The 22,305-nt window shown below is 32.7% G+C and carries 20 protein-coding genes; 14 read left to right on the top strand and 6 right to left on the bottom strand.

The window, feature by feature from the left end; genetic code table 11:
- The first annotated feature begins 96 nt into the window (after nt 1-96).
- From GKZ86_RS06485 to GKZ86_RS06470, 4 genes are read left to right on the top strand one after another with little or no spacing between them, the layout of a single operon-like run.
- Complete coding sequence (locus GKZ86_RS06485) at nt 97-1,140, top strand: aldehyde reductase (protein ID WP_154782284.1); 1,044 nt, start codon at nt 97-99, stop codon at nt 1,138-1,140.
- 11 nt (nt 1,141-1,151) lie between these two features.
- Nucleotides 1,152-1,799 carry an NAD-dependent epimerase/dehydratase family protein gene (locus GKZ86_RS06480; RefSeq protein WP_154782283.1) on the top strand — a complete coding sequence of 216 codons (648 nt, stop codon included), beginning with the start codon at nt 1,152-1,154 and terminating at the stop codon, nt 1,797-1,799.
- Nucleotides 1,800-1,805: 6 nt separating this feature from the next.
- On the top strand, nt 1,806-2,936 hold the full coding sequence (locus GKZ86_RS06475) for an MBL fold metallo-hydrolase (protein WP_154782282.1): 1,131 nt from the start codon (nt 1,806-1,808) through the stop codon (nt 2,934-2,936).
- Between the two features lie 17 nt (nt 2,937-2,953).
- Nucleotides 2,954-3,745, top strand: coding sequence for an AraC family transcriptional regulator (locus GKZ86_RS06470; RefSeq protein WP_154782281.1), 792 nt, complete (start codon nt 2,954-2,956; stop codon nt 3,743-3,745).
- A 43-nt stretch (nt 3,746-3,788) separates the two neighbouring features.
- Here GKZ86_RS06470 and GKZ86_RS06465 read toward each other — a convergent pair whose 3' ends face one another.
- The 4 genes from GKZ86_RS06465 to GKZ86_RS06450 all read right to left on the bottom strand — a co-directional run bounded on the left by GKZ86_RS06465 (nt 3,789) and on the right by GKZ86_RS06450 (nt 6,438).
- Nucleotides 3,789-4,760, bottom strand: a complete 972-nt coding sequence (locus GKZ86_RS06465; protein ID WP_154782280.1) for a zinc-binding alcohol dehydrogenase family protein — start codon at nt 4,758-4,760, stop codon at nt 3,789-3,791.
- A gap of 77 nt (nt 4,761-4,837) precedes the next feature.
- Nucleotides 4,838-5,413 carry a Crp/Fnr family transcriptional regulator gene (locus tag GKZ86_RS06460; RefSeq protein WP_154782279.1) on the bottom strand — a complete coding sequence of 192 codons (576 nt, stop codon included), beginning with the start codon at nt 5,411-5,413 and terminating at the stop codon, nt 4,838-4,840.
- Nucleotides 5,413-5,976, bottom strand: a complete 564-nt coding sequence (locus tag GKZ86_RS06455; RefSeq protein ID WP_228526543.1) for an RDD family protein — start codon at nt 5,974-5,976, stop codon at nt 5,413-5,415. Before GKZ86_RS06455 ends, GKZ86_RS06460 begins: the two co-directional genes overlap by 1 nt.
- A 54-nt stretch (nt 5,977-6,030) precedes the next feature.
- Nucleotides 6,031-6,438, bottom strand: coding sequence for a glyoxalase (locus GKZ86_RS06450; RefSeq protein ID WP_154782277.1), 408 nt, complete (start codon nt 6,436-6,438; stop codon nt 6,031-6,033).
- A 127-nt stretch (nt 6,439-6,565) separates the two neighbouring features.
- Here GKZ86_RS06450 and GKZ86_RS06445 point away from each other — a divergent pair, with 127 nt between their 5' ends.
- Entirely contained in the window at nt 6,566-6,997 is a 432-nt protein-coding gene (locus GKZ86_RS06445; RefSeq protein WP_154782276.1) for a hypothetical protein, read from the top strand.
- Between the two features lie 20 nt (nt 6,998-7,017).
- Here the strand turns inward: GKZ86_RS06445 and GKZ86_RS06440 are convergent, their stop codons facing one another.
- The gene (locus tag GKZ86_RS06440) at nt 7,018-7,716 is read right to left on the bottom strand and encodes a carbohydrate-binding family 9-like protein (RefSeq protein WP_154782275.1); all 699 of its coding nucleotides are present in this window, start codon (nt 7,714-7,716) and stop codon (nt 7,018-7,020) included.
- Nucleotides 7,717-7,830: 114 nt separating this feature from the next.
- Between GKZ86_RS06440 and GKZ86_RS06435 the strand changes: the two genes are divergently transcribed.
- From GKZ86_RS06435 to GKZ86_RS06425, 3 genes are all read left to right on the top strand, one after another.
- Nucleotides 7,831-9,486, top strand: a complete 1,656-nt coding sequence (locus GKZ86_RS06435; protein ID WP_154782449.1) for a M1 family metallopeptidase — start codon at nt 7,831-7,833, stop codon at nt 9,484-9,486.
- A 160-nt stretch (nt 9,487-9,646) separates the two neighbouring features.
- The gene (locus tag GKZ86_RS06430; protein ID WP_154782274.1) at nt 9,647-11,302 is read left to right on the top strand and encodes a M1 family metallopeptidase; all 1,656 of its coding nucleotides are present in this window, start codon (nt 9,647-9,649) and stop codon (nt 11,300-11,302) included.
- Between the two features lie 358 nt (nt 11,303-11,660).
- A complete protein-coding gene (locus GKZ86_RS06425; protein WP_154782273.1) occupies nt 11,661-11,852 on the top strand; it encodes a hypothetical protein in 192 nt (63 codons plus the stop codon).
- A gap of 191 nt (nt 11,853-12,043) precedes the next feature.
- Here GKZ86_RS06425 and GKZ86_RS06420 read toward each other — a convergent pair whose 3' ends face one another.
- Nucleotides 12,044-13,588 carry a hypothetical protein gene (locus GKZ86_RS06420; protein ID WP_154782272.1) on the bottom strand — a complete coding sequence of 515 codons (1,545 nt, stop codon included), beginning with the start codon at nt 13,586-13,588 and terminating at the stop codon, nt 12,044-12,046.
- A gap of 155 nt (nt 13,589-13,743) precedes the next feature.
- Between GKZ86_RS06420 and GKZ86_RS06415 the strand changes: the two genes are divergently transcribed.
- From GKZ86_RS06415 to ilvC, 6 genes are all read left to right on the top strand, one after another.
- Nucleotides 13,744-14,919 (top strand): 2-isopropylmalate synthase, encoded by a 1,176-nt coding sequence (locus tag GKZ86_RS06415; protein ID WP_154782271.1) that lies wholly within the window; start codon nt 13,744-13,746, stop codon nt 14,917-14,919.
- An 81-nt stretch (nt 14,920-15,000) separates the two neighbouring features.
- Nucleotides 15,001-16,119, top strand: coding sequence for a 3-isopropylmalate dehydrogenase (gene leuB, locus GKZ86_RS06410; protein ID WP_154782270.1), 1,119 nt, complete (start codon nt 15,001-15,003; stop codon nt 16,117-16,119).
- Between the two features lie 267 nt (nt 16,120-16,386).
- Complete coding sequence (gene ilvD / locus GKZ86_RS06405; protein WP_154782269.1) at nt 16,387-18,060, top strand: dihydroxy-acid dehydratase; 1,674 nt, start codon at nt 16,387-16,389, stop codon at nt 18,058-18,060.
- Between the two features lie 85 nt (nt 18,061-18,145).
- The gene (gene ilvB / locus GKZ86_RS06400; RefSeq protein WP_154782268.1) at nt 18,146-19,834 is read left to right on the top strand and encodes a biosynthetic-type acetolactate synthase large subunit; all 1,689 of its coding nucleotides are present in this window, start codon (nt 18,146-18,148) and stop codon (nt 19,832-19,834) included.
- An 81-nt stretch (nt 19,835-19,915) separates the two neighbouring features.
- Nucleotides 19,916-20,437 (top strand): acetolactate synthase small subunit, encoded by a 522-nt coding sequence (gene ilvN / locus GKZ86_RS06395; RefSeq protein WP_154782267.1) that lies wholly within the window; start codon nt 19,916-19,918, stop codon nt 20,435-20,437.
- 81 nt (nt 20,438-20,518) lie between these two features.
- Entirely contained in the window at nt 20,519-21,988 is a 1,470-nt protein-coding gene (gene ilvC / locus GKZ86_RS06390) for a ketol-acid reductoisomerase (RefSeq protein WP_154782266.1), read from the top strand.
- Nucleotides 21,989-22,305 lie beyond the last annotated feature (317 nt).

Here is a 22,305-nt window from a genome sequence, read left to right as displayed (position 1 = left end):
CGTTTAAATCTGAACCATACAACAAAGTAATTTTGGACTTTATAACAAAGTTACGAACTGTTTTTATAATGAAATTTGTACCATAAAATTATGGATATGAATTTAAATCATGCAAAAACAGTTTTGGTTACAGGCGGTTCCGGCTTTGTTGGTATACATTGTATTTTACAATTGCTTGAACAAGGCTACATTGTAAAAACCACACTTCGTTCGATGAACAGACAAGACGAAGTAATAAACATGCTAAAAACAGGCGGGATAACTTCTTTTGAAAATTTATCTTTTATAGAAACCAATCTTTCCAAAGATGATAATTGGGATGAAGCTGCTAAAGGTTGTGATTATATACTTCATGTTGCAACCCCAATTTCATTAGCCATTCCAAAAGATGAAAACGAAGTTATTTTACCTGCTGTAGAAGGAACAATTCGCGTTTTGAAAGCTGCAAAAAAAGCGGGCGTAAAAAGAGTCGTTTTAACTTCTTCTTTTGCAGCTGTTGGTTATAGCCACACTGATCCTACTACTTTAATCACCGAAGAATGTTGGACAGACCCAACTGATAAAACGCTATCGGCTTATTTAAAATCAAAAACTTTAGCCGAAAAAGCAGCCTGGGATTTTATTGCTGCAGAAGGAAACGGATTAGAACTTACGGTAATTAATCCGATGGGAATTTTTGGTCCGTCATTAGGGCCTGATATATCAAGTGGTTTTGAGGTTTTAAAACAAATGCTTGACGGTTCAATGAAATTTATTCCCAAGATTTCTTTCGGAATTGTAGACGTTCGTGATGTTGCAGATTTACATTTGCGCGCCATGACAAATCCGGCAGCAAATGGTCAGCGCTTTTTGGCTTTTGCAGGCGAAATAATTTCGTTGCCGCAAATTGCTTATCTTTTAAAAAGCAAATTAGGAAATAGAGCGATTAAAGTATCCACTAGAATTTTACCCAATTGGGCGGTGATAATTATTGCTTTATTTAATGATAAAGTCAAAAATATTGTGCCTCAGTTAAATAAAATTAAAAACTCAAGCAATCAAAAAGCAAAAACAATTTTAGACTGGAAACCAAGAACTAGCGAGGAAGCATTATTGGCATCTGCAGAAAGTCTGTTTCAATTTGGAACACTAAAAATTTAAAACAAAAAGATATGAAAGTAATTATTACAGGCGCAACAGGAATGGTGGGAGAAGGTGTTTTGTTAGAATGCTTAGAAAACAGCGCTGTAGAAAAAGTTTTAATGGTTAATAGAAAATCATCTCCATTAAAACATCCAAAATTGGCAGAATTAATTGTTCCTGATTTTATGAATCTGGAATCTTTTACTAGTGAACTTACAGGTTATGACGCCTGCTTTTATTGTGCCGGCATTAGTTCTGTAGGAATGAATGAAGAAAAATTCACTCAAGTAACCTATGATACAACAATATATTTTGCGGGTAAATTAGCTTCTTTAAATCCTGATATGGTTTTTACTTATGTATCAGGAACTCATACCGATAGTTCTGAAAAAGGAAAAATAATGTGGGCGAGAGTGAAAGGAAAAACCGAAAATGATTTAATAAAATTACCTTTTAAAGGCGTTTACAATTACAGACCGGGATTCATGAAACCATTCAAGGAACAAAAGAATGTAAAAACCTTTTTTAAGCCTATAATTTTCTTATTCCTTATTCTATTGCCAAAAAGATTATCATTAACACTTAAGGAAGTTGGACAGGCAATGATAAACAATGTAAACAAAGGATATCCTAAAAATATACTTGAAATTGAGGATATTAAAATTGCAGCAAAATAACAGTTAATGAAGAAATTTTTTAAAATAGTAAAAAGAATCATGATTAGTCTTCTTCTGCTTGTTGTTATTTTGGCAATTGCAACTTTTGTCTATTTAAAACAACCTCAGTTTGGCGAAACTCCTTCGGGAGAAAGGCTTTCCCGAATTGAAAAATCGGTTCATTATAAAGATGGAAGATTTCATAATATCGTAGAAACGCCAACGCTTGCAAAAGGATATTCGCTTTGGGGAGAATTGTATAAAACAGTTTTTAAAGATTATCCGCGAAGAGAACCTTCAGATTCATTGCCTTCCATAAAAACGGATTTGAAAAATATTCCTTTAAATTCGAACGCGATGGTTTGGTTTGGACATTCTTCTGTTTTTATTCAGGTTGATGGTAAAAGAATATTAATCGATCCTGTTTTTAGCGGAAAAGCTTCACCATTGCCTTGGGGAGTTCGTGCTTATAAAGGAAGCGATATTTATACTGCCGAAGATATGCCGGTAATTGATTATTTATTCATTTCGCACGATCATTATGACCATCTCGATTACGAAACGATTTTAGCTTTAAAAGATAAAGTAAAACATGTTGTTTGCGGACTTGGAGTGGGAGCACACTTTGAACATTGGGGGTATAATGCGAAACAAATCATAGAAAAGGACTGGAATGAAAAAATAGAAATCGACAATAACTTTACTATTTTTACTGAAAGCTCTCATCACGAATCCGGAAGAGGATTTACACGCGGTCAGAGTTTATGGATGTCGTATTTGATAAAAACCCCGAATCTTAAAATTTATATTAGCGGAGACGGTGGTTATGATAATAGATTTAAAGAAATAGGTAAAAAATTTGGACCAATCGACTGGGCTGTTATGGAATGCGGACAATATGATAAAGCCTGGCAATCTGTACATAATTTACCGGAAGAAGTAATGCAGGCTACTTTAGATTTGGGCGCAAAAAATATGATTCCAGTGCATCATTCAAAGTTTACGTTGGGAAAACATGCCTGGGATGAACCTTTGAAAAAAATCACAGAATTATCAAAAAACAAATCCTACCGTTTAGTTACGCCAATGATTGGAGAACAAGTAGATTTAAGTAATAATAAACAGCAATTTAAACACTGGTGGGAAGGTGTTAACTAATTTTATTATCGCAACTAATGAAAATAACTGAAATAAAATCATGTTATATTGGGCCTGAAATTTCGCCTGAACAGTTTATTGCCGAGCATTTTTTTCTGTATCTCGCAAAAGGAACCGTAATTGGATATGACGGCAGTAAAAACTACACTTTAAATTCGGGTGATTATTGTCTTATTCGTAAAAATTATTTAGCGCGTTACAATAAGCAAAAGGAAAATGATGAATTTGAAAAAGTTGTAATCATTTTTGATGAGAAATTTCTAAAAAAGATAAAAGATAAATTCAGAATTTTAAGTTCAAATATCCGACCAACGGAACCTTTTATAGCGCTCGAAAAGAACGAATTAATTCCGAATTTCATACAATCTTTATCGCCGTATTATAACCAAACCGGAGTCATAGATGAAACTTTTGCTGACATAAAACGCGAAGAATTGATGATGATTCTTTTAAAAATGAAACCTGAATTAGCAGATATTTTCTTTGATTTTAGTATTCCTGAAAAAATTAATTTAGAAGAATTTATGCTTAAAAACTTCAGATTTAATGTTACTGTAGAACGTTTTGCCTATTTAACTGGCCGAAGTTTATCAGCATTTAAAAGAGATTTTGGCAAAATTTTTAATAGTACGCCAAGTCATTGGCTGGTAAAAAAACGATTAGAAGAAGCTTATTTTTTAATTGAGAAAAAAGACAAAAAACCATCCGATATTTATCTGGATTTAGGTTTTGAAGATTTATCTCATTTTTCGTTTGCCTTCAAGAAATTATTTGGATACGCGCCTAAAAAACTAATTGAAAACAAATAATAAAGGTTTGACGAAAAACTATTTCGTCAAACCTTTTTCTTTTTTAGATTGTAACAACTAATCGTTTACCGTCTGAAACTTCAGTATTCCATATTTTTTCAATATCAGATAAAGGAAATTCTTCGATATTAACCTTCAATTTATTTTGAGCGGCTAAAAGAAACATTTCGGGAAGTATTTCTGAAAACAATAATTTCACTTCGTCTTTAGTCCAGCTTCCTAAACCAGAACCTGATAACTGCAAATCAACGCTTCTTAAGATACTTGCTGACAATTGAATGATATCACCAGACATAGCACCAATTGAGACATATCGCGTTTTAGGAGTAAAATTTCCATTTCCTTTTAAAACAGAAAAAATAAGCTCTGCAGAATGTCCCCACAAATAATCTAAAACAATATCGATTGGAGTTTCCTTATGAATTGCCTGAATTTGTTTTACAATAGTTTCATCATCTTGTTTAAGCGAAATGATTTCATCTGCACCTAATTTTAAAAGCTCCTGAAGTGTATTTTCATTTCTTCCGGTAACAATGATTCTCTTCGCGCCATAATGTTTCGCAATCTGAATCGCTATTTGACCTGTAAAACCAGTTGCACCGTTTATTAAAACCGTTTCTCCTGGTTTTATTCCGGATCTAAATCTCAGAGCCATTGCAGAGCCCGCCACTGCATTTGGCATTGCTGCGGCCGTTGCGTTACTAATTCCGTCGGGCAATTGAACCATTCTGTTTTTCTCAACAACTGCTTTTTCGGCAATTGTTCCGCTGATTCCGCGAGCATAAACCCTTGTTCCGTTTTCTAATAAGCCAATACAATCGCTGCCAACAACAAATCCGTTTTGGTTTTCATTTTCAGATGAATAATGTTTCCCGCTGGCTTTTCCTTTATCCAAATTTGTAATGGCAACTGCTTTAACCGAAATTAAAACTTCATTCTCATTTTCTATAATTGGTTCCGGAAATTCTGCATACTTTGGCATTTCGCCTTTTGTATAAATTACTGCTGCTTTCATAATTATTAAATTTTATGAAGCAAAATTATACAGCAGTTTACGGGCAAACGATAACATTTGTTATCAAATACAATTGATTATTTTTTCTGAAGCAATTTACTTTTTATACGGCTTAAATGAACGGTACTTACGCCAAGATAAGAAGCAATATAATGTTGCGGAACGCGCTGAATGATTTGAGGTCTTTCTTCAACTAAATTAAGATAACGCTGAGTAGGAGAGTCTTTTATAAAAGAAACAAAATATTTCATATAATCGAATGTACGCTGAAAAAGCATATTGATTAATCGCTCTCTCAACTCCGGAATTTCCTTGATTTCTTCCAGAATTTTATCCAAATCATTTTTGTGAATCCACCATAAAACAGAAGCTTCAATGGTTTCAACAACAACCGGACTTGGCGATTTTTTCATAAAACTTTCAATCGAAGCCACACTTTGATTTTCAAAAAAGAATTGTGTTGTAAGATCTTTTCCATTATTATTAAACCAAACTCTGATACAGCCTTTTTCAATAATAAATAACTTTTTTGAAATTTCTCCTTCTTCTAAAAGAATCGTTTTGGCAGGAACTTCAATTCGATTGAAATAGTTGGTGTATTCAATCCATTTTTCATCAGTTAAAGGGAATTTATTTCTGAATTGATTGAACATTATCCTTTTATTACTTTAGTTCTAGAAATTACATCATGAAAACCATTTCTGGAATATAAGAATGAGAATCTGTCAAAAGGAATTAATCGGCAAAATGTTCTGCTAATAACATCTATAAGTTCTGGTTTATTGTTTTCTAAAGTTACAACCTTAGTTCTAGTTACAATTTTTCCAACAGTTTTTTGATATTTATACTCAAAAGGAATATAATAAAGTGACATGAAAATTATCAGCGAACCAATTCTGTAAATTGAACGTTCAAGTCTGCTTATTAAAGGCAGAAACGTTTCAATTACAGGAACAATGAATAAGAAAAGAATAAATACAATTATAAAATCAATAACAAAATTCAGAAAACGAATTCGAGAACCAACAGAATTATTCTCAATCTTCTGAGTTATTTTCTTTTCATTTTCAAGTTTTACAGATATTGCCTGGAATTTAAATTCATCAATTTTTCGTATATCAATTTCTTTTTCTGCAGCTTCAATAGCCAATTCTTGATATTTATTGCGATTTACTGTCACGATTGTAATTAATTCTTCGTCAGTCTTATTAGACATAACTTTAGTAAAACTGTTATCCATATTTATAGAATTGACATGTAAAATAAAAAACTATTCCAAATTCGGTTCAACTTCAAACAACTGAATCTGGCTTTTCAAACGATCAATTAATAAATTCATCATTCTTTTGTTTAAACTGGAGGAGTTTTGAATATAAGTATCATATTCCTGAATAGTAAAAAGCGCCATCACAATTCCTTTTAAAGAATTACGGAACTTAATATCTTTCTGAATGGAATTTTCGATGGTTTGAATTTTCTTTTCGACGGTATACGAATAAAAATCGGCTTTGTTTTTATTTACATAGTTAATGAAAACGGCTATAAATAAATCATTTTGAAGTTTTAAAATAGGCCTAATCGTCTGATTTTGGAACAGCTCATCTGCAGAAGACTGAGCACTAACGGTTCCTAAAGTATCGCCTCTGAATTCTTTTAAAAAAATATCTCTATCTGCCATGTTTTTTCTTTAAATTTAGAAAAAAATATAATACAAAAATTAGTTTAACCATATAAGTGATATAAGAAATTCTAAGTTTTATTTTAAATGAACTTATATTACTTATATGGTTTAAAAAAACTTTATTATGAATGTAAAATCTTTTCTATTTCTGCTATTAATTTTAACTACAATAGTTTCCTGTAATTCTAAAGACGAAAAAAAGGGCTACAAACAAGTTTTATATCGCGCTATAAATAATAAAGACACAGCCGTTTTAGCTATTAATATAAGTGATAAGCGCTTTTACGGACGTTATGAAATATCTCATTACAGAATTGGAAAAGATTCCGGCGATGTAAGAGGAAATATAACAGGTGATACATTACGAGGTGATTTTCATTTTATAACGTATGGCGGAGAATGGAAAAGAATTCCGTTAGCTTTACTAAAAAAAGAAAATAAACTGTTTTTAGGCACAGGAGTTATTGGTACTTTTATGAATCTGCCATGCTTTGTTCCACAAATTCCTATAGATTATAAGAGTTCGCAAGTTGTTTTTGAAGAAATTGAAAATTAGTTTCAGTTTACGATTAAAAATTATTCCACAAATTCAAAAACGGCAAATTCCCGTGGTTGATGAAACCCATATTTCAAACTTTTATAAGGCTGTAATGCAAGATATTCTGTAATATTACCGTAATCGATTCTAAAAACATTTGCCTTCCATTTTGTTCCGGTTTTGGGTGTTGCAAAATTGCCGTTTTCAATAGTAGTAAGACTTGAAAATGGAATTTTTATTTCGGTACAAAAACCTTCGGGAGTTATTTTGCTTACGGTTTCTAATCCTGAAATATTAAAACTAGTCGAGGTTTTCCAACCACCACAATCGGGAGAAACACATTTAATCAGCATATCATAATTTGTTGAAAAAGCATTTACTCCAATTTCTGCATAATTTTGTCCATCGCCGTCAGGATCTATAAAAATTTCAACTAAATCGTCTGTTTTATATATTTCAGAATCTTTCATTTTTGATTCGCCAATAATCTTGGAATCATTTGAAATATAGGCGATATAGAGGTTTTCATCATTCCACGAAAGTGAAACCATTGTATTTTGAGTTGCTTTTTCTCCGGAATTATGAATTACAAACGGACCTAAAAAAGGTGTTTTCCAATCGGTTAAATCTCCGTCAATAATTATTTTATCGTTTGTTTTATGAACAGGAAATGTCTGGGAATAATTATTTATTGAATAGAGAAATATTAAGAGGTATAAAAGCGAGCTACATTTCATAAAACGGGAAATTTTAGCTAAAATAAAAAACAATTGTATAGGGATACAAATTTGTAACATAAATTAAAAATTTATACTAATAGTATAACTAATTCAAAACTTAATTTATAAATGATGAAAAAATATGTTGGAAGTGTTATAATAGCTTTTCTAATTGGCTTTACTGCTAATGCTCAAGGACTTCTTAAAAAGACAGGAACAGTTTTTACGCATCAGGATACTTTACGAGGAAGTATTACGAAAGAAAGAGCCTGGTGGGATTTAAAATATTATCATCTTGATATAAAAGTAAATCCAACTGAAAGAACCATTACAGGATTTAATACGGTTCGTTATACTGTTTTGACTGAAAACAATATAATGCAGATTGATTTGCAGGAACCTATGCAAATTTATAAAGTAACGCAAAACGGTAAGGAATTGAAGTTTGACCGTAATGGAAACGCATTTTTCATTCATTTAACTGAAAATCAAAAAATTGGTGAAACAAAAGAAATTGTAATTTCTTATGGAGGAAAACCGAAAGAAGCCGTTAGACCGCCGTGGGATGGCGGACTTACTTGGCAAAAGGATAAAAACGGAAAAGATTTTATAGCTTCAACTTGTCAGGGATTAGGCGCCAGCGTTTGGTGGCCTTGCAAGGATCATATGTATGATGAAGTAGAAAATATGTTGATTAGCGTAAATGTTCCAGGAGATTTAACGGATGTTTCTAACGGAAGATTACAAAGCGTTAAAAAACAAAAAGACGGTACAAAGACTTTTAATTGGTATGTTTCGAACCCAATTAATAATTACGGTGTCAATATTAATATTGGAGATTACGTTAATTTCTCCGAAAAATATAAAGGGGAAAAAGGCGATTTAGATTGTAATTATTATGTTTTAAGGGATAATTTGGAAATTGCCAAAAAACAGTTTCAAGATGCGCCAAAAATGCTAAAAGCTCTTGAAAATTGGTTTGGACCTTATCCGTTTTACGAAGACAGCTACAAACTGGTTGAAGCACCTTATTTAGGAATGGAACACCAAAGTAGTGTTACTTACGGAAATGGTTATAAAAATGGACATAGCGGAACTGATATAAGCGGAACAGGCTGGGGATTAAAATTCGATTATATTATTATTCACGAATCCGGACACGAATGGTTTGCTAATAATATTACCTATAAAGATATTGCTGATATGTGGATTCATGAGAGTTTTACAACCTATTCTGAAGTTCTTTTTATTGAATATTATTACGGAAAAGATGCTGCTAATGAATATGTTAGAGGTATTCGGAAAATGATTACGAACAAGAAACCTATTATTGGTTATTATGATGTAAACACCGAAGGATCAGGAGATATGTATCCAAAAGGAGCAAACATGATTCATACAATTCGTCAGGTTATAAACGATGATGCAAAATGGAAATCGATATTAAGAGGTTTAAACAGTACTTTTTATCATCAAACTGTTACTACAAAACAAATTGAAGATTTTATAAGTAAAGAATCGGGAATAGATTTGAGTCCGGTTTTTGATCAGTATTTAAGAACAACGCAGGTTCCTACTTTTGAATATTTCTTTAAAAATCAAAAGTTAATTTATCATTGGATAAACGCTGTAGAAAAATTTGATTTGCCATTAAAAGTAACTTTAAATGGAGTAGAAACCTGGCTAAAACCAACAACAGACTGGAAAGCGGAAGATGCAAAAGGAGATAAACCAACTTTAGACATTGATAAAAACTTTTATGTGACAGAATTTAATATTACTAATTAGATTTTCTTACAAATGAAAAATAAGCCCAATAAATGATACTATTTGTTGGGTTTGTTTTTTTATAGAGAAATCACAAAATTTTAAAAAATTTAATTCGAATGTTTACATTTGTGAAGACTAAGTTCTATTAAATACCCTATTATTTCAAATTTCTACAATTATGAAAAATTACTTTGGAGGCTTTTTTATTGCCTTTTTGGTTTGTTTTACTACCAATGCCCAAGGACTTCTAAATAAGTCTGAAACGGTTTTTACACATCAGGATACTTTGCGCGGAAGCATTACAAAAGAAAGAGCCTGGTGGGATTTAAAATACTATCATCTTGATGTAAAAGTAAATCCGTCTGAAAAAACGATTACAGGATCTAATACTGTTAAATATACTGTTTTAACAGAGTATAACAAAATGCAGATTGATTTGCAGCAACCTATGCAAATTTATAAAGTAACGCAGGATGGAAAAGAATTGAAATTTGAAAGAGACGGAAATGCCTTTTTTATTCAATTGACCGCGAAACAAAAAGTTGGAGAAACTAAAGAAATTGTAATTTCTTTTGGAGGAAAACCTAAAGAAGCAATCAAACCGCCATGGGACGGTGGAATTACATGGAAAAAAGATAAAAACGGAAAAGATTTTATCGCTTCTTCTTGTCAGGGATTGGGCGCGAGTGTTTGGTGGCCAAACAAAGACCACATGTATGATGAAGTAGAAAATATGCTGATTAGCGTAAATGTTCCGGGAGATTTAACAGATGTTTCTAACGGAAGATTACAAAGCGTTAAGAAGGAAAAAGACGGAACAAAAACGTTTAATTGGTATGTTTCGAATCCAATTAACAATTATGGTGTGAACATAAATATTGGAGATTACGTTAATTTCTCTGAAAAATATAAAGGAGAAAAAGGCGATTTAGATTGTAATTACTACGTTTTAAGAGATAATCTGGCAATTGCAAAAGAACAATTTAAAGATGCTCCAAAAATGTTGAAAGCTTTTGAAAACTGGTTTGGACCTTATCCTTTTTATGAAGACAGCTACAAACTGGTTGAAGCGCCTTATTTAGGAATGGAACACCAAAGTAGTGTTACTTACGGAAATGGTTTTAAAAACGGTTATTTAGGACGTGATTTAAGCGGAACCGGTTGGGGATTAAAATTTGATTTCATTATTATTCACGAATCCGGACACGAATGGTTTGCCAATAATATTACCTATAAAGATATTGCAGATATGTGGATTCACGAAAGTTTCACAAACTATTCTGAAAGTCTTTTTGTTGAATATTATTACGGCACAGAAGCCGGAGCAGAATATGTAATTGGATGCAGAAAAAACATTCACAATGATGCTCCAATTATCGGGCATTATGATGTTAATAATGAAGGATCTGGAGATATGTATCCGAAAGGAGCAAATATGTTGCATACGATTCGTCAAATTGTAAATGATGACGCTAAATGGAAATCGATTTTAAGAGGTTTAAACAAAACTTTTTACCATCAGACTGTAACTTCTAAGCAAATTCAGGATTATATAAACACACAGTCAGGAATTAACTTCAATAGAGTTTTTGCCCAATATTTGACAACAACACAAATTCCTGTTTTTGAATACATCTTTAAAAACGGAACTTTAGGATATCACTGGACAAATTGTGTTGCGAAGTTTGATATGCCGGTAAAAGTAAAAATTAACGGCGTTGAAACCTGGTTGAAACCAACAACAGAATGGCAATCCGAGAAAACAACGAATGAAGACCGAAAAATTGAAGTTGATAAAAACTTCTATGTAACGAGTTCTAATATTGTAGAGTAAAAAAAATTAAATAAAATTCTAATTTTTAAATCCCAAATTCCAATTTATGGAGTTTGGGATTTTTTTTGTTGTAGACAAAGTTGTGTCATTTCGACCGGAGGGAGAAATCACATAACGTTAAGAACGCTGCAATAGATATACAGTTCGTTGCTCTCTGGATGTGATTTCTCCCTCCGGTCGAAATGACACAAAAGATGCAAAAGAGCCTAAATAATAACCCTAAAAAAGTACGAATATTATTATTTTATTTTTTACTTTTAGTTTACAATAATCTGTTGATTAACACTTTATAATCAATAGATTAAAAGCGTAATCCGAAAAGCTTAAAGAGTAGGAAAACAAATCAAATCAAACTATTATGAAAAATTTAAAAAACCTAAAAAACATTGAAATTCTAAGTAAAAATGCTCAAAAGTCAATTTTTGGAGGCGTTCCTAAACTTGATATATGCGGGATATTATGTGGCGAAGCAGGAGGCGTTATTTCTAACACGCCGGGCAGAGGAGATGTTTGTCAGCCAGGAACTTCAGTTTGTTGTTATTGCAGATAATAACTAAGATTCTTGAAAATAGTATATTTTCAAAGTTGTGTCATTTCGACGAAGGAGAAATCACATTTGTAATTCTGTTATTAAAGTGTCAATCTTTGTCGAGTTTCTAGTGTGATTTCTCGTTCCTCGAAATGACAAAAAAAGCCTGAAAAATTTTTGTTTTTCAGGCTTTTATATTGAAAATTAATAATTTATCGGCTATTCAATTTTGCTTTTTCCTTAATAATATCTGCAATCTTACGGTTTTCGATTTTACTTTCAAGCCATGAAATAATGTCTAAATAAAGAAAAGCTCTTTTTTCGTAAGTGTTTTTTTCAAGCTCCACAAAACGGGCATGCATTTTTTTGAATTCTTTCTTAATATCAGCAGGATAAAAACTATTCAGATTTCTTAAAAACTTAATAATTTCTTTTTGAACTTCATGTAAATCATTCATTTTCAACAGAAACTTATACGTGCTTTTAAGATGATTTTCTAAATAATAATCTTTTCCTAACTCATAATGTGCAATTAAAGATAAAAGTCTGGCAAAGCACATTAAATCTTCACGCATCGTTAAGTTTTTATTATTGATGATTTTATCTAAGTAATGAATGCATTCATTATACTTTTCATTTCCAAAATAAATCGATGCAATCTTATAATAAAACAACATTTCGTGGTGTTCATCGAGATGTTCACTGTGTAGTTTTATTTTATCTAAAATTTCAGGAATCAAATATTCGCTTTCGGCAAACGTTCCTTCCAGAATATGAAGATTCAGTTTATTATTATAGATATATAGAAATGATAGCGATGCAATGTTATCATTTACAGGAAATTTATCATCATGAATCGTTTCTTCCAAAAGCGATAAATACTTCTTGAAATTCGATTTATATTTCAACATATATAAAGACTCTAAAAAGTAATGATTCCCTTTTAGAAAAAATACCGGATTCTGATAAATCATATTTGGATTATCATAAAATAACGTAACCCATTTATAAGCATATTTATAACTAGCTAAAAAGTCCTGAACCAGGAAACTACGCCATAAGTTGGCATTATAAAACCAGTATTTTTCGCGAAATCCAAATTTGCTTTCGTCTAATTTTGAGATATGCTTATTAAAATAATCATCTATATATTTATATTCCTCATCGCTTTTTACATAACCCGTTTTAAGCATGATTCCGTATAACTGAAGCGATAAATTTGATAATTTGCTTGAAATTGTATTTCGATAATTTAATTCTTTGGCCTGAATTACCAATTCATCGGCACGACCCTGAATACTTCGGGTAATGTATTGTGATTCGATCAGTTTTTCGAATTCTACAATTTCATACGCCATATATTTTTCATCATTTTCGAGCGCAATGATTTTTGTTTTATCCAGAATTTTCAAACTCTGTTTATACAATCCTTTATTATATAAAATAACAGCAAAATCTATTTGTTCACGCAATTGATATCGAATATTCTGACTCGGAATATTCAATCGAATGCTTACTAAAATTTGTTTGTACAGATATGATTTTAAGTTAGATAGCTGAACTTTTTTAATAATTCCGTTCTTCAAAATCAGCTTTTCATCATAAGTTTCAGATTTATCTAAAATATTAAATAATTCGATGAATTTAGTATTTGAACTCGTTTCTAATCGGCTTGCAAAAATCTTAAACTGTCTTTTTTCAGATTTGGAAAGCGATTTTATTAATACAAATAAGAAATCTTTTTGATGGTTAGCCATTGTAAAATATAATAGTGTAACTTATTGGTTTTTAGTTGTTTAATACGTTATAAATTGTGTTATAAGCAGTATAATTTCATTAAAATGAATTTCATACTGATAAAGTACAATATATATTTGTTATCAAGATGTGAAATTACATTAAATAAATGAATATGAATAGAGAGAAAGTTCAAATTTTTGACACCACTTTGCGCGATGGTGAACAAGTTCCAGGATGTAAGTTAGATACTAAACAAAAATTAGTTATCGCAGAACGACTAGACAAAATGGGAGTTGATATCATCGAAGCAGGTTTTCCTGTGTCAAGTCCGGGCGATTTTTTATCGGTCTCTGAGATTTGTAAAATAGTAGAAAATGCAACCGTCTGCGGACTAACAAGAGCTGTAAAAAACGACATTGATGTTGCTGCTGCTGCCTTAAAACATGCAAAAAGACCTAGAATCCACACAGGAATCGGAACATCTGAATCTCACATACTCCATAAATTAAATACCACAAGAGAAGATATTATTGCCAGAGCAAAATTTGCTGTATCTCACGCAAAATCTTATGTAGAAGATGTTGAGTTTTATGCAGAAGACGCCGGTAGAACTGATAACGCTTTCCTTGCAAAAGTTTGTGAAGAAGTGATTAAATCCGGAGCAACCGTTTTAAATATCCCTGATACAACAGGATATTGTTTACCGGAAGAATACGGAGCAAAAATCAAATATTTAAAAGAAAACGTAAAAGGAATCGAAAACGTAATCCTTTCATGTCACTGTCATAATGATTTAGGAATGGCAACTGCAAACTCAATCGCAGGAGCTATAAACGGAGCGAGACAAATAGAATGTACTATTAATGGTATTGGAGAAAGAGCCGGAAATACAGCACTTGAAGAAGTAGTTATGATTTTCAAACAACATCCATACTTAAATTTAGATACAAACATTAATACAAGAGAATTGAACGAAATGAGTCGTTTGGTTTCTGAAAGCATGGGAATGATTGTGCAACCAAACAAAGCAATCGTTGGAGCAAATGCTTTTGCACACAGTTCAGGAATTCACCAGGATGGAGTGATCAAAAACAGAGCAACTTATGAAATCATGGATCCGCTTGATGTGGGTGTAAATGAATCTTCAATTATTCTAACAGCAAGAAGCGGAAGAGCTGCTTTGGCTTACCGTGCTAAAAAAGTAGGTTACGAGCTTACTAAAGTACAATTGGATATTGTATATGTTGAGTTTTTGAAGTTTGCAGATATCAAAAAAGAAGTTATCGACGCAGATATTCATCAGATTATTGAAGCTTCTAAAATTGAAGGTGATTTAATCAGAAGCTAGTTGAAAAGAGAAAATAGAAGATAGAGAATAGAGGAAAGAACAAAGAGAAAAAAGATTTAAATACATAAAGAACGAGGCATTATGAATTTGAAAATAGCAGTTTTACCAGGAGACGGAATTGGACCGGAAGTAATTTTACAAGCCAAAAAAGCATTATACGCTATTGGCGAAGTGTACAATCATGAATTTGTTTTTGAAGAGGCGCTCATGGGTGCGATTGCCATTGACAAAACCGGAAACCCACTCCCGGAACAAACTTTAAATCTTTGTTTAAATACAGATGCAGTTTTACTTGGTGCTATTGGTGATCCAAAATACGATAATAACCCAAATGCTAAAGTTCGCCCTGAGCAAGGTTTGTTAAAACTTCGTAAAGAACTTGGTTTGTTTGCCAATATTCGTCCTATTAAACCTTACAAAGCCTTAATTGACGCTTCTCCTTTAAAAAGAGAAATTATTGAAGGAGCTGATTTTACAATTTTTAGAGAATTAACAGGCGGTGCTTATTTTGGAGCTAAAACACTCAATGAAGAAGGTACACACGCTTCTGATTTATGTGAGTATTCAGAAGAAGAAATTACCAGAATCACACATTTAGCTTTTAAATCGGCGCAAAAACGACGCAAAAAGCTAACAATGGTTGACAAAGCAAATGTTTTGGAAACTTCAAGATTGTGGAGAAAAGTAGTTCAGAAAATTGGCGAGAATTATCCTGATGTTAAGCTTGATTTCTTATTTGTTGACAATGCAGCAATGCAGTTAATACTAAATCCAAAACAATTTGATGTGATTTTAACTGAGAACTTGTTCGGAGATATTTTATCTGATGAAGCCAGTGTAATTACAGGTTCAATTGGTTTGTTGCCATCGGTATCTTTAGGAGAAAAAAATGCTTTGTTTGAGCCAATTCATGGATCATATCCACAGGCAAAAGGAAAAAACATTGCCAATCCAATTGCTTCAATTTTAGCAGCAGCACTTTTGTTAGAACATTTTGGATTAACTAAAGAAGCTAATGTTATCTATAAAGCGGTAGAAAAAGCAATTGAATATAAAGTTGTTACGGTTGACTTAAAACCAGATTCAAAATTCGGTACAAATGAAGTAGGGGAGTTTGTTTCAAATTTTATTTTCAGCAAAGATGACTTGCTTTATTTTAATAATGATAATGTACATATTGGTCAATCGACGATTGTTTAAGTTTTTTATTAAAATTTTGAAATAAATAACAAGAAGTATTGTAAATGTTGAGATTTTATTTTTTTAGTTCTTAAAGTTTTCATACTTTTGTAACACTAAAAAAATAAAAATGCAAATCTCAATTATTATTACTTCTGTCGTTGTTGTCAATGTGTTTAGCACATCTGCATCGGGAATGGTATAAATATAATTGAAAAACTATATTACAAACCTTCCAAATACTGGAAGGTTTTTTTTTGGAATAAAAATTAAAAAAATAATACAATAATGGAATTAAATAAGTACAGCAAAACCATCACTCAAGATCCAACACAACCTGCAGCGCAAGCCATGTTGTACGGTATTGGTTTAACTGAAGAAGATTTGAAAAAAGCACAAGTTGGTATTGTAAGTATGGGTTACGATGGTAACACATGTAACATGCACTTGAATGATTTAGCAAAAGATGTTAAAAAAGGTGTTTGGGATGCAAATCTGGTCGGACTTATTTTTAATACCATTGGTGTCAGTGACGGAATTTCAAACGGAACTGAAGGAATGCGTTTTTCATTAGTTTCCCGCGATGTAATTGCCGATTCTATCGAAACAGTTGTGGGAGCACAATGGTACGACGGTGTAATTGCAATTCCGGGTTGTGACAAAAATATGCCTGGAGCGTTAATCGCAATGGGAAGATTAAACCGCCCTGCGATGATGGTTTATGGAGGTTCAATTCACTCTGGAAAATGGAAAGGTGAATCGCTTAACATTGTTTCTGCCTTTGAAGCCTTAGGAAAAAAAGTGAGAAACGAAATTACCCCGGAAGATTTTAAAGGTATAATTCAAAATTCTTGCCCTGGCGCTGGTGCCTGCGGTGGAATGTATACTGCAAATACAATGTCTTCTGCAATTGAAGCATTAGGAATGAGTTTGCCATACAGTTCATCGAATCCTGCTTTGAGTCAGGAAAAAAGAGACGAATGTCTGGCTGCAGGAGAAGCAATTAAAATTTTATTAGAAAAAGATATTAAGCCAAGAGATATTATGACTCGCAAAGCTTTCGAAAACGCTATTACTATTGTAGCTGTTTTGGGAGGTTCTACGAATGCGGTTATGCACTTAATTGCAATGGCTCATGCTGTTGATATTAAAATTACTTTGGATGATTTTCAGGCTATTAACGACAGAACACCTGTATTAGCTGACATGAAACCAAGTGGAAAATATATGATGGAAGATATTCATGAAGTTGGAGGTATTCCTTCAGTAATGAAATATTTATTGAAAGTTGGATTGATTCATGGAGATTGTTTGACTGTAACTGGAAAAACAGTAGCTGAAAATTTAGCTTCAACTCCGGATTTACAAGATGGACAAGAAGTAATTCATGAAATTCAAAAAGCGTTAAAACCAACAGGAAATATTCAGGTTTTATACGGAAATCTTGCTTCTGAAGGTGCTGTAGCAAAAATCAGCGGAAAAGAAGGAGAATATTTTGAAGGACCTGCTGTTGTTTTTGAAGGTGAATTTGAAGTAATTCCAGGTCTTGAGGCCGGAAAAATAAAACCGGGCAATGTAGTCGTCATCAGGTATTGTGGACCAAAAGGTGGTCCGGGGATGCCTGAGATGCTAAAACCAACATCGGCTATTATTGGTGCCGGATTAGGAAGTACGTGTGCTCTTATTACAGACGGCAGGTTCTCTGGAGGTTCACATGGCTTTGTCGTAGGACACATTACACCAGAGGCTTATGATGGTGGTGGTATTGCTTTAGTTAAAGATGGTGATTTAATCGCTATTGATGCTGTAAAAAATACAATCGACCTGAAAATTTCCGACGAAGAATTTGCAGCTAGAAAAGCGGCTTGGGTACAACCACCGTTAAAAGTTACAAAAGGGGTTTTACTTAAATATGCCAGATCGGTTTCAAGCGCTTCTACAGGTTGCGTTACCGATAATTAATTATTCAAATAATAAAATATTAAAAAACAATAACAGTATCAGATAAAATTGACATTGTTATTGATTTTTGAAAACAAAATATACTATGAAAATATCAGGGGCAGAAGCCGTTATAAGATGTTTATTAGAAGAAGGTGTAGACTTGGTTTACGGATATCCGGGAGGAGCCATAATGCCGGTTTACGACGAATTATATAAATTTCAGGAGCAATTACACCACGTTTTAGTACGTCACGAACAAGGTGCAACGCATGCAGCTCAAGGATATGCAAGAGCTACAGGAAAAGTAGGTGTAGCAATTGCTACATCCGGACCGGGAGCAACAAATTTAGTTACAGGAATTGCAGATGCACAAATCGATTCTACACCAATGGTTTGCATTACAGGTCAGGTAGGAAAACATTTGCTAGGTTCTGATGCATTTCAGGAAACAGATATTATCGGAATTTCGACTCCGGTAACAAAATGGAATTACCAAATTACAGAAGCTTCTGAAATTCCGGAAATCATTGCAAAAGCGTTTTACATTGCACGTTCAGGACGTCCGGGACCTGTATTAATTGATATTACTAAAAATGCTCAGTTTGATGAGTTCGATTTTAGTTATGAAAAATGTACCGCAATCAGAAGTTACGTTCCGGTTCCGAAATTAAAATTAGATAAAGTTGCTGAAGCTGCAGCATTAATCAATAGTGCTAAAAAGCCTTTCATCGTTTTTGGACAGGGAATTATTCTTGGTCAGGCCGAAGAACAACTAAAAGCATTTATTGAAAAATCAGGAATTCCGGCTGCATGGACAATTTTAGGACTTTCGGCTTTACCAACAGATCATCCGTTAAACGTTGGTATGCTTGGAATGCACGGAAATTACGGTCCAAATTTACTAACAAACGAATGCGATGTTTTAATTGCTTTGGGAATGCGTTTTGATGACCGCGTTACAGGAAAATTAAGTACATATGCAAAACAGGCAAAAGTAATTCACTTTGAAATTGATCCTGCAGAAGTTGATAAAAACGTAAAAACAGAAGTTGCCGTTTTAGGAGATGTAAAAGAAGCTTTAAATGCGTTATTACCTTTAATTGATGCGAAATCACATGATTTATGGCATAATGAATTTAAGGAATTACATAAAATTGAAGTTGAAACGGTTATAAACGAAGAATTAAACCCAACAAATGGAAAAGGAATTTCGATGGGAGAAACTTTAGAAATGATCAACAAACATTCAAAAGGCGATGCCATTATTGTTTCAGATGTTGGTCAGCACCAAATGTTTGCTTGTCGTTATGCTAAATTTAATTCAACCAAAAGTAACATTACTTCCGGAGGTTTAGGAACTATGGGATTTGCTTTACCTGCTGCAATTGGAGCGAAAATGGGTAAACCGGAACGCGAAGTTGTAGCGATTATTGGAGATGGCGGATTCCAGATGACGATTCAGGAATTAGGAACCATTTTTCAAACAAAAGTTCCCGTAAAAATTGTGGTTTTAAACAACGAATTTTTAGGAATGGTACGTCAATGGCAGGAACTATTCTTTGATAACAGATATGCTTCAACAAAAATGATAAATCCAAATTTTGTCGCAATTGCAGAAGGTTATCACATTAAATCTAAAAAAGTTTCACAAAGAGAAGATCTTGATGCCGCCGTTGCAGAAATGCTGGCTTCAAAAGATTCTTATTTCCTGGAAGTTATGGTCGAAAAAGAAAACAACGTTTTCCCAATGATTCCAACAGGAGCATGTGTTTCAGAAATTAGATTAAGTTAGAAAAAAGTTTCATGTTTCATGTTTCAAGTTTCACGTTCTCAACAGAACTTGAAACATGAAACAAAAAAAACTAAAAAACAAATGGAAGATAAAACATTTACCATATCGGTATATTCAGAAAATAATGTTGGATTGCTAAATAGAATATCTGGAATATTCTTAAAGCGTCACATTAATATATTAAGTCTAAACGTTTCAGAATCAGAAATAGAGAATGTTTCAAGATTTATTATTGTAGTAAATACAACAGAGAAATGGGTTCAGAATATTGTTGGACAAATCGAGAAACAAATTGAGGTTATAAAAGCATTTTATCACACAGATGAAGAAACAATTTATCTTGAAAATGCATTGTTTAAAATTGCTTCAAGTTTGTTGTTTGACGAAAAACAAATTCAGAATATCATTAAAGAAAGTCAATCAACGATTGTTACCGTTTCCAGAGATTTCTTTGTGATTTCTAAATCAGGAAGACGTTCAGAAATTGAAGAATTATACGAAAAGTTCAAACCTTACGGCATCATGCAGTTTGTACGTTCTGGAAGGATATCAGTTTCTAAAGAAAAAATGGAAATTTCGACACTATTAGAAACATTCAAATAACAATAAAACTGCGATTTCCAGATCGCAATCATTTATAAATCAATTATTAAAATTTCATTTCATTAAATATTTCAAAACAAAATGGCAAATTATTTCAACACATTACCACTTAGATTACAATTAGAGCAACTAGGAGTTTGCGAATTTATGGAGCAGTCAGAATTTGCAGACGGAATTTCAGCATTAGCAGGAAAAAAAGTTGTTATTGTTGGATGTGGTGCACAAGGTTTGAATCAAGGTTTAAACATGAGAGATTCAGGTTTAGACATTTCTTATGCATTGCGTGCAGATGCAATTGCAGAAAAGAGAGCTTCATATAAAAATGCAACTGAAAATGGTTTTAAAGTAGGTACTTATGAAGAGTTAATTCCAACAGCTGATTTAGTTTGTAACTTAACTCCGGATAAACAACATACAGCGGTAGTTACGGCTATTATGCCTTTAATGAAACAAGGATCAACATTAGCCTATTCTCACGGTTTTAATATCGTTGAAGAAGGAATGCAGATTCGTAAAGATATCACAGTAATTATGTGTGCTCCTAAATGTCCTGGTTCTGAGGTTCGTGAAGAATACAAAAGAGGATTTGGTGTACCAACTTTAATTGCAGTTCACCCGGAAAATGATCCAAACAGTTTTGGTTTAGATCAGGCAAAAGCTTACGCTGTAGCAACTGGAGGTCATAAAGCAGGAGTTTTAAAATCATCATTTGTAGCTGAAGTAAAATCAGATTTAATGGGTGAGCAAACAATTCTTTGCGGATTATTGCAAACAGGATCTATTTTATGTTTTGATAAAATGGTTGAAAAAGGAATTGATAAAGCTTATGCTTCAAAATTAATTCAATACGGATGGGAAACTATCACTGAGGCTTTGAAACACGGAGGTATCACCAACATGATGGACCGTTTATCGAATCCTGCAAAAATTGAAGCTTATGAATTAGCAGACGAATTAAAAGACATTATGCGTCCGTTATTCCAAAAACACCAAGATGATATTATTTCTGGAGAATTCTCAAGAACTATGATGATTGACTGGGCTAACGATGATGTTAACTTATTGAAATGGAGAGCTGCAACCGGAGAAACTAACTTCGAAAAAACAGCACCACAAGAAGCTGCAATTCCGGAACAAGAATATTTTGACAATGGAGTTTTAATGATTGCTATGGTTAAAGCTGGTGTAGAATTAGCTTTTGAAACAATGACAGAAGCTGGAATCATTGAAGAATCAGCATATTACGAATCATTACACGAATTGCCTTTAATTGCAAATACAATTGCAAGAAAAAAATTGTTCGAAATGAACCGTGTAATTTCTGATACAGCAGAATATGGTTGTTATTTATTTGACCATGCTTGTAAACCGTTATTGACTGAATTCATGAAAAAAGTGGAAACAAACATAATAGGAAAACCATTCTCAACTTCTAACGGAGTAGATAATGCAGTTTTAATTGCAGTAAACAAAGAAATTCGTCAACACCCTATCGAAGAAGTAGGAGCATGGTTGAGAGAGTCAATGACAGCGATGAAAAAAATCGGATAATAAATTGGGAATTACCACACATTCGACTGTGGTGGGATTTGCACTGTATCTCTCCTTATATAATATTTTGAATTAGTAAGCACTTATTAAAATAATATGGATATAGATGCATATTGCATTCACTTAACTTCTTACACAAAGAAAGTTAAGTGAGGTAATCCCAAATAATGGGGTATATTTTGGTTATAAATATACTTGTAGAAGTTTCTATATTAATTAATAAAGCTGCTGCTATTTTCAAAATAGAGAAGGCGTTGTAATACAGAATTACAATATTAATTGTTATTGAAATTGTTAAAATAAAAAGGCATGGTATT

Source organism: Flavobacterium sp. LC2016-13 (assembly GCF_009707955.1).
Taxonomy (GTDB): Bacteria; Bacteroidota; Bacteroidia; order Flavobacteriales; family Flavobacteriaceae; genus Flavobacterium.
Note: the sequence above shows the minus strand (reverse complement) of the source record. Positions and strands in the feature narration are given on the sequence as shown.